Here is a 14130-nt window from a genome sequence, read left to right as displayed (position 1 = left end):
TCACGGCTTCTGCTCGATCGTCTCCGGCTTGTAGGCGAAGACCGCGCCGTCGGCGGCGAAGACGTGCCAGTCCTCGCAGATCCGGTCGGTCCGGGTCTCCGCGCCGCGCGGCCACCAGTCGGCGGTCAGCGTGGCCGCCGTCTTCGTGGGCGCGCCCAGCACGCAGGTCGGCGGCAGTGCCGCGGTCGTGAACTTCAGGAGCCGCTCGGATCCCGTGGTCCGGATGACCTCGGTGACCCCCTTCGCCTGGTCCGGCACCCAGCCCGGCAGCCGCGCGTCCTGGTTCTTCTTGCCGTCCGCGCCACTGTCGTAGCCGACGGTCTTGACGTGCCCGTTCGCGTTCTCGTCGATGCCTTCCTTGAGACCGCACCCGGTCAGGGTGACCACCAGTGCCGCGCCGACGCCGATCATCTTCGTGCTCGTGTTCATGGGACGAGCTTCGCGGGCCGCCGGCCTCGTCACATCGGTCGTCCGGTCGTGGACGAATGGCCATCCGGCCGATTTTGTCGGTGGTCGCCGCTAGCGTCGGCGGCATGTACGAAGTCGACTTCGTCGAATTCCCGTCCACGTCGTCCGCGGCGTCGGGCCGGTTCTTCGAGCACGCGTTCGGGTGGGCGGTCACGCCGTACGGCCCGGAGTACGCGGACGTCCGCGCGGCCGGGATCACCTTCGGGTTCCAGGCCGACACGGCCGCGCAAGCCCCCGCGCCCCTCGTCACGATCCGCACGGATGACCTCGCGGCGGCCCGCACCGCCGTCGAGGCGGCCGGTGGGGTGGTCACCGTCGAGCCGTTCGGTTTCCCCGGCGGGCGGCGGTTCCACTTCCGCGAGCCGGGCGGGAGCGAGCTGGCCCTCTGGTGTCCGGAGGAGTGATCAGCCGTGACACAGGTATCCGTCGACCCCGCCGCCGTAGTACGTCGCCGGGTCGCCGGCGGCGAGGTCGCGGCCGAGCGCGAACCGCGTCACCAGGTCCGGGTTCGCGACGAAGTGCCGGGCGTACGAGACGGCGTCGGCGATCCCCGCCTCGACCACGGCGTTTCCCGAGTCCCGGTCGAAGCCGTTGTTGACGATCAGCGGTCCGTCGAACAGCCGCCGATAGCGCGCGAAGGCGGCGAAGTCCGGTCCCGTGTCCGGCCCGCGCAGGTGCAGGTAAGCGAGCGAGCCCAGTTCGCGGACCAGCTCGTCGAGGTCGGCCCGGACGCCATCGTCCACAGTGAACAGTCCGCCGGTCCAGTACGGCGCGAGCCGCACGCCCACGGCGATCCCGGCACCGGCCACGGCGCCGACGACGTCCAGCACCAGCTTCCGCCGGGCCCGCGCCGAACCGCCGTACGCGTCGCGGCGCCGGTTCAGCCGCGGGTGCAGGAACTGCGCGAGCAGGTAGACGCCGTGCGCGGCGACCTCGACACCGTCGAACCCGGCGCGCCGGGCGTTCACGGCCGCCGTCCGGTAGTCCTCGACGGTCCGCTCGATCTCGCCGGCGCTCATCTCGCGCGGCGTCACCGTGGGCCGCCGGCCGCTGGGCGTGTGCACGGACTCCGCCGGATCGACCGCGGACGGCCCCGCCGGCCGTGCGCCGAGGAACTCCGCGTGCGACACCGCGCCGGTGTGCCACAGCTGCAGCACGATCCGGCCGCCGAGCGCGTGCACGACGTCCGTGACCCGCCGCCACCCGGCGACCTGCTCCTCGGTGTGCACCCCGGGCACGTCCGGGAAGCCGACGGCCCGGTCGCTCACCCAGGTCCCCTCGGTGATGACGAGCCCGGCGCCCGCACGCTGCGCGTAGTACTCGGCGTGCAAGTCCGTGGGCACGCGGCCGCGGGCGCGGGTCGTCGGCGCCAGCACCACGCGGTTCGGCAGGCGCCAGTCGCCCAGGTCGGCCGGGGTCAGCAAGCTCATCGGTCACCTCGGGTCGCGGGGATTCGTCAGGAGAGCGACGGCTGAGGCGAGCGGAAGGTGACCGATGGACGAGCTGGCGGAACGGTTCGAGGCCGAGCGCGGCAGGCTGCGCGGGCTGGCGCACCGGATGCTGGGCTCGGCGACCGAGGCGGACGACGCGGTCCAGGAGGCGTGGCTGCGGCTGAGCCGGGCGCGCGGCGTCGACAACGTCGCGGCCTGGCTGACCACGGTCGTCGCCCGTGTCTGCCTCGACGCGCTGCGCTCGCGCAAGGCGCGCCGGGAGGACCCGGTCGAGCTGCTGCCCGAGCCGGCCGCCGACGCCGACCCGGCGGGCGAGGTGGAGCTGGCCGACTCGGTGGGCCGCGCGCTGCTCGTGGTGCTCGACGCGCTGGGCCCCGCCGAACGGGTCGCGTTCGTGCTGCACGACCTGTTCGCCGTGCCGTTCGACCGGATCGCGCCGGTGCTGGACCGCACGCCGGTGGCGGCGAAGAAGCTCGCCAGCCGCGCGCGGCACCGCGTCCGGGGCACGTCGCCCCTGCCCGCCACCGACCTCGCCCGGCACCGCCGGGTCGTCGACGCCTTCCTGAGCGCGGCCCGCGGCGGCGACCTCGACGAGCTGCTCACGGTGCTGGCCCCGGACGTCGTCCGCCGCGCCGACGCGGCCGCGTTGCCGGTCGGCGCGCCGCTCGAAGTCCGCGGCGCCCGCGCGGTGGCGGAGGAGACGCAGGTGTTCGGCAAGCGGGCGCACTTCGCGGAACCGGCGTTGATCGACGGCTTCGTCGGCGTGGTCGTGGCCCCGCGCGGCCGGCTGACGCTCGCGTTGCTGGTGACGATCGAGGGCGAGCGGGTGGCCGGCTACGACGTGGTCGCCGACCCGGCGCGGCTGGCGGCGCTGCGGATCACCTTGGTCACCGCAGCACCACCTCGACCGGGACCGGCCCCGGCGGGATGACCGAACGGATCACCGGCGGCACACGGACGTCGTCGGCTTCGAAGACCACCCGCAGCTGCTCGAGGTCCGGGTCGGCGAGCAGCTCGGCCAGCTCGTCCGCGCTGAGTTCGGCGTCGGCGTCGTCGATCACGCCCCAGACGTCCCAAAGGATCATCTCGTGCTTGTTCAGCGCGGCGAGGCCGAGCACGAGGTTATGCCGCGCGTACGGCAATCCGCGCCGGTGCGGCACGTCCAGGTCCGGGGAGACGACCAGCCGCCACGCGCCGTCGAGCCATGCCGGCCACGCCAGCGGGATTCAGCCGGCCTGCGCGGCCAGTTCGCCGCGGAACGTGACGCGGTAAGCGCTCGGTGACACGCCGAGCGCGGCCTGGAAGTGCTGGCGCAGGGACGCCGCCGTGCCGAAGCCGGCTTCGGCCGCGACGCGGTCGACCGGCAGGTCCGACTCCTCCAGGAGCTGGCGGGCGCGCTCGACGCGTTGCTGCGTAAGCCATTGCAGCGCCGAGATGCCGACCTCTTCGCGGAAGCGGCGGGTGAACGTGCGGGTGCTCATGGCCTCGCGGGCGGCGAGCTCGCGCAGCGTCAGCGGCCGGTGCAGGTTCTCCAGCGCCCACGCGCGAGCGGCCTTGGTCGACGACGTCCGCGGCTCGGGCACCGGCCGCCGGACGAACTGGGCCTGGCCGCCTTCGCGGTGCGGGGACACGACCGTGCCGCGCGCGACCTCGTTGGCGACGGCCGCGCCGTGGTCGCGGCGGATCATGTGCAGCACCAGGTCGATCCCGGAGGCGACCCCGGCGGACGTCAGCACGTTGCCGTCTTCGGTGTAGAGCACGCACGGGTCGACCCGGACCTCGGGGAACCGCTCCTGGAGCTCCTCGGCGGAGCGCCAGTGCGTGGTGGCCGGGCGGCCGTCGAGCAGGCCGGCCGCGGCGAGCACGAACGCGCCCGTGCAGATCGACGCGATCCGCGCGCCCGCCGGGATCAGCTCCAGCGCGGCCTTGAGGGCCGGCGTCAGCACCCGCGCCATGGGCTCGTACTCGGCGCGGGACGCCGGGACGATCACCGTGTCGGCCTCGGCGATGACCTCCGGGCCGCGGTCGACCGGAATGGTGAAGTCGGAGTCGGTGCGCACGAGTCCCGGCTCGAGTGCGCAGGTCACGACCTCGTACAGGGGCTCGCCCGACGCAGAGCGGGCCTGCCCGAACAGGCGGTGGACGATGCCCAGCTCCATCACGAGCATGCCGTGCCGGACCAGCACGGCCACGTGGTGACGGTCGGGGTGCACGAATTCGGCCATGGCTCGATTCTTGCACAGGTTGGCCATCGGGCCACTCGATCGCGTCCGCCGGCGGCGTGATGATCGAGGTCATGAACGTCTTGTGGGTATTCGCGCATCCCGAGCCGCGCTCGCTGGGCGGGGCCCTCCGCGACGACGGATTACGGACGCTGCGGGAGCTAGGTCACGACGTCCGGGAGTCGGACCTGTACGCGATGAAGTGGAACCCGGTCGTCGACGCGGCCGACTTCGGCACGGCGGCCGGGGACGAGCGGCTGGTCGTCGGGGCGACGTCCGCCCGCGCGTACGCCGGTGGTGAGCTGAGCGCGGACATCGTGGCCGAGCACGAGAAGCTGGCTTGGGCGGACGCGGTCGTCGTGCAGTTCCCGTTGTGGTGGTACGGCATGCCGGCGATCCTCAAGGGCTGGTTCGACCGGGTGTTCGTGAAGGGTTTCGGCTACGGCGTCCGCGCCGACGACGGCCGCACGCTCCGCTACGGCGAAGGCAAGCTCACGGGAAAACGCGCGATGGTGGTCCTGAGCGCGGGCGCCCGCGAACCCGCCCTCGGCCCGCGCGGGATCAACGGCCCGCTGAACGACATCCTGTTCCCGCTGCACCACGGGACGCTGTTCTACGCGGGGATGTCGGTCCTGCCCCCGGTCGCGGTGTACGGCGCGGACCGCGTGTCGCCGGAGGAGTTCGCCGAGTCCCAAGACCTGCTGCGCACGCGACTGTCCACCTTGGACACCGCGGAGCTACTGGGGTTCCGCACCCAGAACGGCGGCGACTACGACGACGACCTCGTCCTCCGCCCCACCTACGCGCCCGGCGGCACCGGCCTCGCCATCCACCTCGGCTGACGTGCCGTGAGGGGCACCCTCAGGGCTTTGAAGTCCCTGAGGGTGCCCCTCACGGCGGTTACGCGGGCAGGGTCAGGCGCTGGCCCAGACCGCCGTCCACCGGGAGGTCCGCGCCCGTGGTGAACGTCGCGTCGAAGGCCAGGAACAGCACCGCCGTCGCCACCTCCTCCGCGGTCGCGTGGCGCTTCAACGGCGTCACCTCGTCGCCCGTGGCCTTGAACGCCGCCAAGACGGACGCGGGGACGCCGGTCACGCCCATGGTCGGCGTATCCGTGTAACCCGGGCTGACCACGTTCACCCGGATCCCGCGCGGGGCCAGCTCGGCCGCGTACGTCCGGGCGAACGACCGGACCGCCGCCTTCGCCGCGGAGTACGGGCCCATGCCGGCGATGCCCGCCCCCGCCGCGACCGACGTCGTGAACACGAACGAACCCCCGGGCCGCACCAGGCCCGCCAGCCGCTGGGCCGTGAAGTACGCGCCCTTGGTGTTGACGTCGAACGTGCGGTCGTAGACCTCGGGCGTCGCCACCTCGTACGGCGTCAGCGTCGCGAAACCGACGTTGACGAACACCAGGTCCAGCTCGCCGAGCGTCTCCGCGGCGACCGTGCCCAGCGTGTCGATGTCGGCCAGGCTGGCCGCGTCCGAGGACAGCAGGTGCGCTTTGCCCGGTAGCTTCCCGCGCGACGACGAGACGTCGCGGCCGGTCAGCAGCACCTCCGCGCCGCCGTCGAGCAGCGCGCGGACCACCGCCAGGCCCATCCCGTGTGTGCCGCCGGTGACGACGGCTTTCTTTCCCAGGTACTTCACCGGATCTCCTCGATGACACTCGCGATCGCGTGGGCGCCGTGGCCGGCGTCGACCGCGCGGGTGAACAACTCCGCCAGCGGCGCCGGCACGACCGTGCTGATGCCCTGCGCCCGGCTCGTCTCGACCAGCAGCTTCAGCCCCGCCGCGTTGATGTCCAGAGCCGAGACGTCCGTTGTGTAGTCGCCGCTCGCCACCTGGGCGCTCATGCCCGTCAGGAACCCGCCGACCGCCGAGAGCCACGGCAACGCCATCGGCGTGAACTGCTCCGGCGTGACGCCTTCGGTACCGACCAGCGCGAGCGCGTGCAGGTAGCCGCTCATCGTCGACCACATGATGCCCAGCAGCGCCAGGTCGTACAGCGCCGCGAGCCCGGCGTCCTCGCCGAGGAACACCGGCTCCCCCAGCACTTCCAGCACCTCGCGCTGCGCCTCGAACGCCGTGGCCGAGCCGCCGTAGAGGATCCGCGCGGCCGGCGTGCCGATGCCCTGCGGGACGGCCATGATCACGCCGTCCACGTAGTCGATTCCCCTTGAGGCCGCCCACTTCGCGACGTCGCGGGCCTGCTCCGGTGTGCCGGAGGTGAGGTTCACCAGCACCGCCGGCGTCAGCTCCTCCAGCACCGGTTGTTGAGTGTCGTGTGTGGACAGACAGCTGAACACGACGTCCACTGTGGCGACCTCCGCGGGCGTGGCCGCGAGCCGGGCGCCGCGGTCCAGCAGCGGACCGGCCTTGAGCGGCGACCGGTTCCACACCACGACGTCGTGGCCCGCCCCCAAGAGCGCCCCGGCGAGGGCGGCGCCCATCCGCCCCAGGCCGAGCACGCCCACTTGTTTCTTGCTTTCTCCCATGCCCATCATGCTGCTGAAGCGCTTTACACTGGACAAGTACCGACTAAATAGTCGGGTACTCACCAAAACGTAAGGATCCTGCATGCTGACCCGAAGCTACCGGTGCGGGCTGGACGCCGCGATCGACGTCGTCGGCGGCCGCTGGAAGGCCCTGATCCTGTGGGCGCTGCACGCCGAGCCGCTGCGGTTCGGTGAGCTGCGGCGCAAGGTGACGGGGATCAGCGAGAAGATGCTGATCCAGGCGCTGCGGGAGCTGGAGGCGGACGAGGTCGTGCACCGCGAGGTGTTCCGCGAGGTTCCGCCAAAGGTCGAGTACTCGCTGACCGGCCTGGGTCAGCGGCTGAACACCGCGCTGCTGCCGCTGGGCGACTGGGGCGAGGAGAACATGGCCGGCATCGCGCAGCGCCGGGGCGTCACGCCGGCACCTTCGCATACTCCTTGAGCGTGATCGCGTTGCCCGCCTTGAGCGGCAGCTGCTCGATCACCTTGCGCCACGGCAGGTGCGGCAGCAGCCGCAGGTTGAGGTTGCGCAGCCGGATCCACGCACGGGTCGGCGGCACGAACCACTTCCCGTTGCCCTCCCCCAGTTTCTGGCACACGGCGACGAACTCGCGCATCTCGTCGTGGTACGCGGTGAACGCCGTCGCGTGGTCGCCGCCGGCCGCCGCGAGCTCGCCCGCCAGCACGTACGCGCCGACGACCGCCAGGCTCGTCCCCATGCCCGAGAGCGGCGCGGCGCAGTACGCGGCGTCGCCGACCAGCGCGACCCGGCCGCTCGAGTAGGTGTCGAGCTTGATCTGGCTCGCCGAGTCGAAGTAGAAGTCAGGTGCCTGCCGCATCCCGTCGAGCAGGGCAGGTGCCTCCCAGCCCGCGTCCGCGAAGGTCTCCTCGACGATCCGACGTTGCGCTTCGACGTCGCGGTGGTCGTACGCGAGCGGCCCGGAACCGAACCAGAACAAGGCTTTCGCTTCCGCGTGGTCGCGGGCGCTGTAGACGCCGATCGTGCGGTTCGGCTCGTTGTAGAACCGGCCGACGTGGTCGAGGCCGAGGTGGTTCGGCACGGTGAAGATCGAGACGTAGTAGCCGAGGTCGCGGCGGTACCGGGACTCGTCGCCGAAGGCGAGCGAGCGCACGTTCGAGTGCAGCCCGTCGGCGCCCACGACCAGGTCGAACTCACGCGGCGCGCCGTGTTCGAAGGTGACCGTGACGCCGTCGCCGTGCTCGGTGACGCCGGTGATCGAGTCGCCGAAGACGTACTCGACGTCGTCCTTCGTGGCGTCGTACAGGATGCGCGAAAGGTCGCCGCGCAGGATCTCCAGCTCGCCGCTCTGGAACGTCGGCGGCGTGACGACCAGCGGCCGGTTGCCTTCGTCCACATAGGTCACTTCGCCCATGTTCGTGGCCGCGACCTCGACCTGGCCGAGCAGGCCCATCCGGTCGAGGACGCGCAGTGAAGCGCCGCGGAAGTCGACGGCGTAGCCGCCTTCGCGGAGCCGAGGGGCGCGTTCGACCACGGTCGGCGTGAAGCCGTAGCGGCGGAGCCAGAAGGCCAGGGCGGGGCCGGCGACGCTGGCGCCGGAGATGAGGACTCGTCTGTTCTGCATGCCGGCAACGGTAACCCGGATTTGGGCGATCGCGCAAGGCGATCGCCTAAGACGTTCGTGCTAGTCTCGGGACATGGGCAACAAGGACGCACTGCTGGCGGGCGCGAAGCGCTGTCTCAACGAGAAGGGCTACGCCCGCACGAGCGTGCGGGACCTGGCCTCGGCGGCGAACGTCAGCATGGCCGCGATCGGCTACCACTTCGGCTCCCGCGAGGCGCTGCTCAACACCGCGCTGATCGAGGCGAACGAGGAGTGGGGCGAGACGCTGGCGAAGACCCTGCAGGTCGAGACACCGCCGGACGCGTCGCCGGCCGAGCGCTTCGAGCTGATCTGGCAGCGGGTGATCGAGTCGTTCCCCGCGCACCGGCGGATGTGGGCGATGACGTTCGAGGCCTACACGCAGCCGGATCTCGACCCGGTCGTCCGCGCGCAACTGGCGAAGGCGCTCGAACTGGCCCGCTTCGGGCTGGCGAACCTCTTCCAGGGCCTCGACGACGGCAGCCCCGAGGCCCGGGCCGTCGGCACCGTGCACCAGGCCCTGCTTTCGGGCGTGGTGCTGCAGTGGCTCGCCGACCCGGACCACGCCCCCTCGGGCGCCGACCTGATCCAGGGCCTGCGCCTGCTCACGAAGGACGTCCTGGCTTAGGCGGCGACGAGGTCCGCGCCGGTGAAGAAGGTCGACGCGGCCGTCATGGCCGCGTCGTCCAGCAGGACGTCGCCCGGGCGGCTGCCGTTGCCCAGCAGGACGCCGCCCCAGTTCATGCTCAGGTACTCCGCGCACAGCTCGAGGGTGCCGATCAGCGGCTGGGCCTCGCGCGCCGTCTCGCTCAGGACACTCACGCCCCACAACGACTTCCCGCGCATCCGCGGCTTGAACTCCACCGGCAGGCGCATCCAGCCGGACCAGTAGTCCAGGTACAGCTTCACGCTCGCCGCGACCGAGTACCAGTACACCGGCGACACGATCACGATGTCCGTCGCGGCGAAGGTCGCGTCCATCAGCAGCTGTTCGTTCGCACCGGGCGCGGGGTGTTCGCCGGCGCCGTGACGGCGATCTTCGAACGGCGCCAGCGGCACCTCGGGCAGCCGGATCCAGCGCTGGTCCGCGCCACTCGGCAGCTCCTTCGCGGCCCGCCGGGCCAGCATCTCCGTGTTGCCCCCGGCCCGCGCGGCGCCGACCAGGAACAGGAAGCTGCGGTCGCTCATGATCAGGTCCCTCCAGTTACTTGCATGTACATATAAAGAGTGTCCCTACAGGTATCCTGAAGTCAAGAGGAGGTCGCGAGATGACCGTCGACGAACAGGCCTGGGGCCGGGTTCTGGTGCTGCACGCCCGCATCGAGCAGGAGCTGGGCAAGGCGCTGCACCGCCGCCACGGGCTCGGCCTGTCCGAGTACCGCGCGCTCGGCAAGCTGGCCGCGAGCCCCAAGGGCGAGTTGCGGATGCAGGAGCTCGCCGAGGCGATCGGGCTCAACCAGAGCTCGGTCAGCCGGATGTGCGCGCGCCTCGAAGACGCCGGGCTGACCGTCCGCGACCTGTGCGAAGACGACCGTCGCGGCGTCTACTCGGTGATCACCGAAGCCGGCCGCCGGCGCTACGGCGAGACCGAGCCGACCTACGGCGACGTCCTGCGCACCGCGCTCGACAAGGCCGCGAGCGACCCGGAGCTGGCCACGGCGGTCTCCGCCGTCCGCGGCGCTTGACCCTCATATTCCGCAGTGGTTATATACCGGCACAGGCAACCTAACAGGAGGACGCCGTGCCCGCGAAGCTGCAGACCGTCGACGATCGCCCCGCGCTCAGGCTGGAACGCCGCCTGAAGCACGCGCCGGAGAAGGTCTGGCACGCCATCACCGACCCGGCCGAGCTGGCGCACTGGTTCCCGGCCGCGGTCGACGTCGACCTGCGCGACGGCGGCGCGATCCGGTTCACCTTCCCCGGCGCCGACGACGTCACCACGGGCCAGGTCCGCACCGTCGACCCGCCGCGCGAGTTCACCTTCACCTGGAACGACGACACCCTGCGCTGGCTGATCTCCCCGGACGGCGACGGCAGCCTCCTGGAGTTCACGCACACCTTCGGCCGCGGCGACCCGGCGATCGCGAAGCTCGCCGCGGGCCGCACGGCCGCGGGCTGGGACGTCTGCCTCGACACCCTCGACGCCCGCCTCGCCGGTGAGCCGCACGAGCCGCCGGAGGACTGGCACGCCCCGATGGCGTCCTATGTGGACGATTTCGGCCTCGGCGACGGCGAAGTCCTCGAAGACGGCACGATCCGCTTCCGCCGCGACCTCGTCTGGAAGCCCGTCGACGAAGTCCGCGCGCTGCTGCCCGGCGAGCCCGGCTGGCACGTGGTCCACGACCCGCTCGAAGGCACCCGCGTCGAGTTCACGGAGGCCCCTGAACCCGACGTCGCCGCGCAGCTGGCCCGGCGGCACGAGCAGCTCGACAAGCTGTTCGCCGCCACCCACGGCGTCGAATTGCCGGACTGGCCGGCCGAGCGCGTCGAGGCCGTGCGCAAGCACTACGCGGAGCGTCCGACTCAGGGTTGACGCGCGGCACGGGCGGCCGCATTACCGTCGGTTCATGCGATTTCGGACGGTCTTGGACGTCCTGGCGGCGGTCCTGCTGGGGCTCGGCGCCGGTGGCAACCTCGCCGCCGGAGCGTGGGCGCTCCCGTCTTGGCTGCCCGGGTGGCTCGGGTGGACGATCCTCGTCGCGAGCGTGGTTCCGATCGTCGTGCGCCGGTGGTGGCCGCTGACCACCTACGTCGGCTCCCTGGTGCTGACGGCGGCGGCCGTACCGATCGGCGGCCCGGTGCTCGGGGTCGCCGCGGTGGGTGCGGCCTGTGCGCTCTACGTCGTCGTGGGCCGGCTGGACAACCGGATCGTCCGCATCGGGTTCGTCGCCGGGCTGGCCGAGGTCGGCGTGCTCTCGTTCGCGCTGCCGACGCCGAGCGCGTCGCAGGCGGTGAACGTCGGCACGGGGGCGCTCATCGTCGGGTACGCGTTCGGCCTCACCGTGCGCGCCCGCCGGGAGCACGCGGTCACCGAACGGGACCAGGCGGTTTCGGCGGAACGGCTGCGGATCGCCCGCGAGATGCACGACGTCGTCGCGCACAGCATGAGCCTGATCGCGGTGAAGGCGGCCGTCGGCAACCACGTCGCCCTCGACCAGCCCGGCGAAGCGCGGGAAGCCTTGCGTGTCATCGAAGAGACCAGCCGCGAGGCGCTCGCCGAGCTGCGGCGGATGCTGGGCGTGCTGCGGGACGGCACCGGCGTCCCGGCGCTGGCGCCCGCCCCGACGCTCGACGACCTGCGTGCCCTCGCCGAACGCGCGCAGCAGGCCGGCCCGGCCGTCGACCTGGTCGTTGACGGCCTCGACGAGCTGCCGAACGGCGTCGGGCAGTCGGTGTACCGGATCGTGCAGGAGGCGCTGACCAACGTCGTCAAGCACGCGGGCGCGACGACGTGCCGGATCCGCGTCACCGGTGAGGACGGCGAAGTGCGCATCGAAGTCCGCGACGACGGCCGCGGCGGCTCCGCGGAACCCGGGCACGGCCTGATCGGGATGCGCGAACGCGTGGCCGTCTACGGCGGCGAGTTCAGCGCCGGTCCCGGCGAGCGCGGTTTCCGCGTTTTCGCGCGCCTGCCCTACGAACCGGCCGTGGCCCGATGACCCGCGTCCTCATCGCCGACGACCAGGCGTTGCTGCGCGGCAGTTTCCGCGTGCTCGTCGACAGCGCGCCCGGGCTGACGGTGGTCGGCGAGGCGTCCGACGGCGTCGAAGCGGTGGCCCTGGCCCGGTACGAACAGCCGGACGTCGTGCTGATGGACGTCCGGATGCCCGAGATGGACGGCATCGAGGCGACCCGCCGCATCTGCGCGGAAACCGAGGTGCGGGTGCTGATGCTGACGACGTTCGACCTCGACGAATACGTCTACGCGGCTCTGCGCGCGGGCGCGAGCGGCTTCCTGCTCAAGGACACGCGCCCGGCGGACCTGCTGGCGGCGATCGGGATCATCGCCGGCGGCGACGCGCTGCTGGCGCCGTCGGTGACCCGCCGGCTGGTGGCGGAGTTCGCGCGGCTGCCGTCGGGGCCGGTGACGCGGCTGGACGGCGTGACGGCCCGCGAGCAGGAGGTGCTGACGCTGATCGCGCGCGGCCTGTCGAACGACGAGATCGCCGCGCGGCTGCACCTGGGCATCGCGACGGTGAAGACCCACATCGGCCGGGCTGCTGCACAAGCTCGCGGCGCGGGACCGGGCCCAGCTGGTGATCGCGGCCTACGAGTCGGGGCTCGTCCGCACCGCCTGACGGCTACGGTGGGTCGAGGGAGGTACACCTTGAGTCGCAGCATCCTGATTTCCGGGGCCAGTATCGCCGGGCCCACGCTGGCCCACTGGCTCGCGAAGGCGGGCTGGGCGGTGACGGTCGTCGAGCGCTTCGACCACGTGCGCGAGCAGGGCCAGAACATCGACGTCCGCGGGGTCGGGCGCCAGGTCATCCGGCGGATGGGCCTGGAGGACGCCGTCCGCGCCGCCCACACCGGGGAGACCGGCACGGACTTCGTCGACGAGCACGGCCGCGCGATCGCCGCGTTCGCCGGCGGCACCGACGACACCTCCGGCGGCACGGCCGAGCTGGAGATCCTGCGCGGCCAGTTCGCCAAGATCCTCTACGCACATTCCAAGGACGACGCCGAGTACGTCTTCGGCGACCAGATCACCGCCCTGCACGACGACGGCGCCGGCGTGGACGTCGAGTTCCAGCAGGGCTCGCCCCGCCGGTTCGACGCCGTCGTCCTCGCCGAAGGCCTGCGCTCACGCAGCCGCGCGCTGGTCATGCCCGACGCGCGGATCGACGAACTGGGCCTCTACAACGCTTTCCTCGCGATCCCGCGCACCGGCGACGACACCGACCGGTGGCGCGTGCTGCCCTGCGGGCGCGGGCGAATGCTGTCGCTGCGCCCGGACAACCTCGGCACCATCCAGGCGTCGCTGAGCTTCACCTCCGACGTCCGCGGCCTGGACCGGCTCGGCCACGACGACGTCGCCGCCGTCCTGCGGGCAACGTTCGCCGACGTCGGCTGGGCGGCCCCACGCGTGCTCGCCGAGCTGGACAACGGCTCGCTGTACTTCGAGGACATCGGGCAGGCGAAGCTCGCCGGGTGGAGCCGCGGCCGGGTCGCGCTGCTCGGCGACGCCGCCTACTGCGCGTCCCCGGTCAGCGGCATGGGCACCACCCTGGCGCTGGCCGGCGCGTACGTCCTGGCCGGAGAACTCGCCGGCCACGACGACCCGCGCGACGCCTTCGCCCGCTACGAGCAGGTGCTGCGGCCGCTGGTCACCAAGGCGCAGCAGCTCCCGCCGGGGGCACCTCAGATCGCCCACCCGCGCAGCCGGCTGCAGCTCGCCGCGTTCCGGACCGCCGTGCGCGTGGCGTCGTCGCCGCTGCTCGGCCGGGTCTCGGGCGTGGCGGGCAAGTTCATGACGCCGCCGGCCGAGGCGATCACGCTGCCGGAGTATCCGATCCCGGCCACCGCGTAGGTCAGCCCACCGCCCGGGTGAACGGGGCGAACCTCATCGCGGGGTCACCGGGGAGCGGCCGGCCGTCGAGGACCAGCCGGGGTGCGGGTGCCGTCGGGACCCTGGCACCCGCCGTCGACGGCGTGCCGGGTGATCGCCCGGCCCGGACCGCGCCGCTCGAACCGGGGCGCGACCAGCACCATCGAGATCGACGCCACACGATCGAACGACACCAGGACGGCCGCTTCGGCCAGGTCGGCGCAGGCGGGCAGGTCGGCGGGGCCCAGGAGCCGGATCGGCGGGAAGGTCATGGACGTTGCCTACGCCACACGCGAAGTGACCGGCAAGTAGCTAAGCTCC

At 72.3% G+C, this 14130-nt stretch carries 18 protein-coding genes and 1 pseudogene; 10 read left to right on the top strand and 9 right to left on the bottom strand.

The genetic code is table 11. From position 1 onward, the window contains the following. Positions 1 to 429: a hypothetical protein gene (locus tag OG439_RS43645; RefSeq protein WP_326946230.1), complete on the bottom strand. Its 429-nt coding sequence runs from the start codon at positions 427 to 429 to the stop codon at positions 1 to 3. A 104-nt stretch (positions 430 to 533) separates the two neighbouring features. Between OG439_RS43645 and OG439_RS43640 the strand changes: the two genes are divergently transcribed. Next, complete coding sequence (locus OG439_RS43640; protein ID WP_326946229.1) at positions 534 to 872, top strand: VOC family protein; 339 nt, start codon at positions 534 to 536, stop codon at positions 870 to 872. Here the strand turns inward: OG439_RS43640 and OG439_RS43635 are convergent, their stop codons facing one another. After that, the gene (locus OG439_RS43635; RefSeq protein ID WP_326946228.1) at positions 873 to 1898 is read right to left on the bottom strand and encodes an alkene reductase; all 1026 of its coding nucleotides are present in this window, start codon (positions 1896 to 1898) and stop codon (positions 873 to 875) included. A gap of 64 nt (positions 1899 to 1962) precedes the next feature. Between OG439_RS43635 and OG439_RS43630 the strand changes: the two genes are divergently transcribed. Beyond that, positions 1963 to 2850 (top strand): sigma-70 family RNA polymerase sigma factor, encoded by an 888-nt coding sequence (locus OG439_RS43630; protein WP_326946227.1) that lies wholly within the window; start codon positions 1963 to 1965, stop codon positions 2848 to 2850. Here OG439_RS43630 and OG439_RS43625 read toward each other — a convergent pair. Then, positions 2807 to 3037: a hypothetical protein gene (locus tag OG439_RS43625; protein WP_326946226.1), complete on the bottom strand. Its 231-nt coding sequence runs from the start codon at positions 3035 to 3037 to the stop codon at positions 2807 to 2809. The two genes, OG439_RS43630 and OG439_RS43625, sit on opposite strands and share 44 nt — an antisense overlap. Before the next feature lie 108 nt (positions 3038 to 3145). Continuing rightward, positions 3146 to 4144, bottom strand: a complete 999-nt coding sequence (locus tag OG439_RS43620) for a GlxA family transcriptional regulator (RefSeq protein ID WP_326946225.1) — start codon at positions 4142 to 4144, stop codon at positions 3146 to 3148. Between the two features lie 71 nt (positions 4145 to 4215). On the opposite strand from OG439_RS43620, the gene OG439_RS43615 reads away from it, so the two are divergent. Beyond that, positions 4216 to 4983, top strand: a complete 768-nt coding sequence (locus OG439_RS43615) for an NAD(P)H-dependent oxidoreductase (RefSeq protein ID WP_326946224.1) — start codon at positions 4216 to 4218, stop codon at positions 4981 to 4983. Positions 4984 to 5041: 58 nt separating this feature from the next. Here the strand turns inward: OG439_RS43615 and OG439_RS43610 are convergent, their stop codons facing one another. Continuing rightward, on the bottom strand, positions 5042 to 5791 hold the full coding sequence (locus OG439_RS43610; RefSeq protein WP_326946223.1) for an SDR family oxidoreductase: 750 nt from the start codon (positions 5789 to 5791) through the stop codon (positions 5042 to 5044). Further along, positions 5788 to 6645, bottom strand: a complete 858-nt coding sequence (locus OG439_RS43605) for an NAD(P)-dependent oxidoreductase (protein WP_326951762.1) — start codon at positions 6643 to 6645, stop codon at positions 5788 to 5790. The genes OG439_RS43610 and OG439_RS43605 overlap by 4 nt, the downstream gene beginning before the upstream one ends. Before the next feature lie 76 nt (positions 6646 to 6721). Here OG439_RS43605 and OG439_RS43600 point away from each other — a divergent pair, with 76 nt between their 5' ends. Then, positions 6722 to 7081, top strand: a complete 360-nt coding sequence (locus OG439_RS43600; RefSeq protein WP_326946222.1) for a winged helix-turn-helix transcriptional regulator — start codon at positions 6722 to 6724, stop codon at positions 7079 to 7081. Here OG439_RS43600 and OG439_RS43595 read toward each other — a convergent pair. Then, the gene (locus tag OG439_RS43595) at positions 7053 to 8243 is read right to left on the bottom strand and encodes an FAD-dependent monooxygenase (protein ID WP_326946221.1); all 1191 of its coding nucleotides are present in this window, start codon (positions 8241 to 8243) and stop codon (positions 7053 to 7055) included. The two genes, OG439_RS43600 and OG439_RS43595, sit on opposite strands and share 29 nt — an antisense overlap. Before the next feature lie 73 nt (positions 8244 to 8316). On the opposite strand from OG439_RS43595, the gene OG439_RS43590 reads away from it, so the two are divergent. Further along, positions 8317 to 8889: a TetR/AcrR family transcriptional regulator gene (locus OG439_RS43590; protein ID WP_326946220.1), complete on the top strand. Its 573-nt coding sequence runs from the start codon at positions 8317 to 8319 to the stop codon at positions 8887 to 8889. Here the strand turns inward: OG439_RS43590 and OG439_RS43585 are convergent. Then, positions 8886 to 9449 carry a flavodoxin family protein gene (locus OG439_RS43585; protein ID WP_326946219.1) on the bottom strand — a complete coding sequence of 188 codons (564 nt, stop codon included), beginning with the start codon at positions 9447 to 9449 and terminating at the stop codon, positions 8886 to 8888. The two genes, OG439_RS43590 and OG439_RS43585, sit on opposite strands and share 4 nt — an antisense overlap. Positions 9450 to 9529: 80 nt before the next feature. Between OG439_RS43585 and OG439_RS43580 the strand changes: the two genes are divergently transcribed. The 5 genes and pseudogenes from OG439_RS43580 (at position 9530) to OG439_RS43560 (ending at position 13791) form a co-directional block, all read left to right on the top strand. Then, positions 9530 to 9946 (top strand): MarR family winged helix-turn-helix transcriptional regulator, encoded by a 417-nt coding sequence (locus tag OG439_RS43580; protein WP_326946218.1) that lies wholly within the window; start codon positions 9530 to 9532, stop codon positions 9944 to 9946. A gap of 56 nt (positions 9947 to 10002) precedes the next feature. Next, entirely contained in the window at positions 10003 to 10794 is a 792-nt protein-coding gene (locus tag OG439_RS43575) for an SRPBCC family protein (RefSeq protein WP_326946217.1), read from the top strand. A gap of 34 nt (positions 10795 to 10828) precedes the next feature. After that, entirely contained in the window at positions 10829 to 11920 is a 1092-nt protein-coding gene (locus tag OG439_RS43570) for a sensor histidine kinase (protein ID WP_326946216.1), read from the top strand. Further along, positions 11917 to 12559: pseudogene (locus tag OG439_RS43565) on the top strand (response regulator). Before OG439_RS43570 ends, OG439_RS43565 begins: the two are co-directional and overlap by 4 nt. A gap of 8 nt (positions 12560 to 12567) precedes the next feature. Next, complete coding sequence (locus OG439_RS43560; RefSeq protein WP_326946215.1) at positions 12568 to 13791, top strand: FAD-dependent monooxygenase; 1224 nt, start codon at positions 12568 to 12570, stop codon at positions 13789 to 13791. A 44-nt stretch (positions 13792 to 13835) separates the two neighbouring features. Here the strand turns inward: OG439_RS43560 and OG439_RS43555 are convergent, their stop codons facing one another. Beyond that, on the bottom strand, positions 13836 to 14081 hold the full coding sequence (locus OG439_RS43555) for a hypothetical protein (RefSeq protein ID WP_326946214.1): 246 nt from the start codon (positions 14079 to 14081) through the stop codon (positions 13836 to 13838). Positions 14082 to 14130 lie beyond the last annotated feature (49 nt).

This window comes from Amycolatopsis sp. NBC_01307 (assembly GCF_035975215.1).
Lineage (GTDB): Bacteria > Actinomycetota > Actinomycetes > Mycobacteriales > Pseudonocardiaceae > Amycolatopsis.
Note: the sequence above shows the minus strand (reverse complement) of the source record. Positions and strands in the feature narration are given on the sequence as shown.

Coding starts and splice junctions, on each gene's coding strand:
- OG439_RS43645 (WP_326946230.1), bottom strand. CDS start 429: ATGAACACGAGCACGAAGATGATCGGCGTCGGCGCGGCACTGGTGGTC.
- OG439_RS43640 (WP_326946229.1), top strand. CDS start 534: ATGTACGAAGTCGACTTCGTCGAATTCCCGTCCACGTCGTCCGCGGCG.
- OG439_RS43635 (WP_326946228.1), bottom strand. CDS start 1,898: ATGAGCTTGCTGACCCCGGCCGACCTGGGCGACTGGCGCCTGCCGAAC.
- OG439_RS43630 (WP_326946227.1), top strand. CDS start 1,963: ATGGACGAGCTGGCGGAACGGTTCGAGGCCGAGCGCGGCAGGCTGCGC.
- OG439_RS43620 (WP_326946225.1), bottom strand. CDS start 4,144: ATGGCCGAATTCGTGCACCCCGACCGTCACCACGTGGCCGTGCTGGTC.
- OG439_RS43615 (WP_326946224.1), top strand. CDS start 4,216: ATGAACGTCTTGTGGGTATTCGCGCATCCCGAGCCGCGCTCGCTGGGC.
- OG439_RS43605 (WP_326951762.1), bottom strand. CDS start 6,645: ATGGGCATGGGAGAAAGCAAGAAACAAGTGGGCGTGCTCGGCCTGGGG.
- OG439_RS43600 (WP_326946222.1), top strand. CDS start 6,722: ATGCTGACCCGAAGCTACCGGTGCGGGCTGGACGCCGCGATCGACGTC.
- OG439_RS43595 (WP_326946221.1), bottom strand. CDS start 8,243: ATGCAGAACAGACGAGTCCTCATCTCCGGCGCCAGCGTCGCCGGCCCC.
- OG439_RS43590 (WP_326946220.1), top strand. CDS start 8,317: ATGGGCAACAAGGACGCACTGCTGGCGGGCGCGAAGCGCTGTCTCAAC.
- OG439_RS43585 (WP_326946219.1), bottom strand. CDS start 9,449: ATGAGCGACCGCAGCTTCCTGTTCCTGGTCGGCGCCGCGCGGGCCGGG.
- OG439_RS43580 (WP_326946218.1), top strand. CDS start 9,530: ATGACCGTCGACGAACAGGCCTGGGGCCGGGTTCTGGTGCTGCACGCC.
- OG439_RS43570 (WP_326946216.1), top strand. CDS start 10,829: ATGCGATTTCGGACGGTCTTGGACGTCCTGGCGGCGGTCCTGCTGGGG.
- OG439_RS43555 (WP_326946214.1), bottom strand. CDS start 14,081: ATGACCTTCCCGCCGATCCGGCTCCTGGGCCCCGCCGACCTGCCCGCC.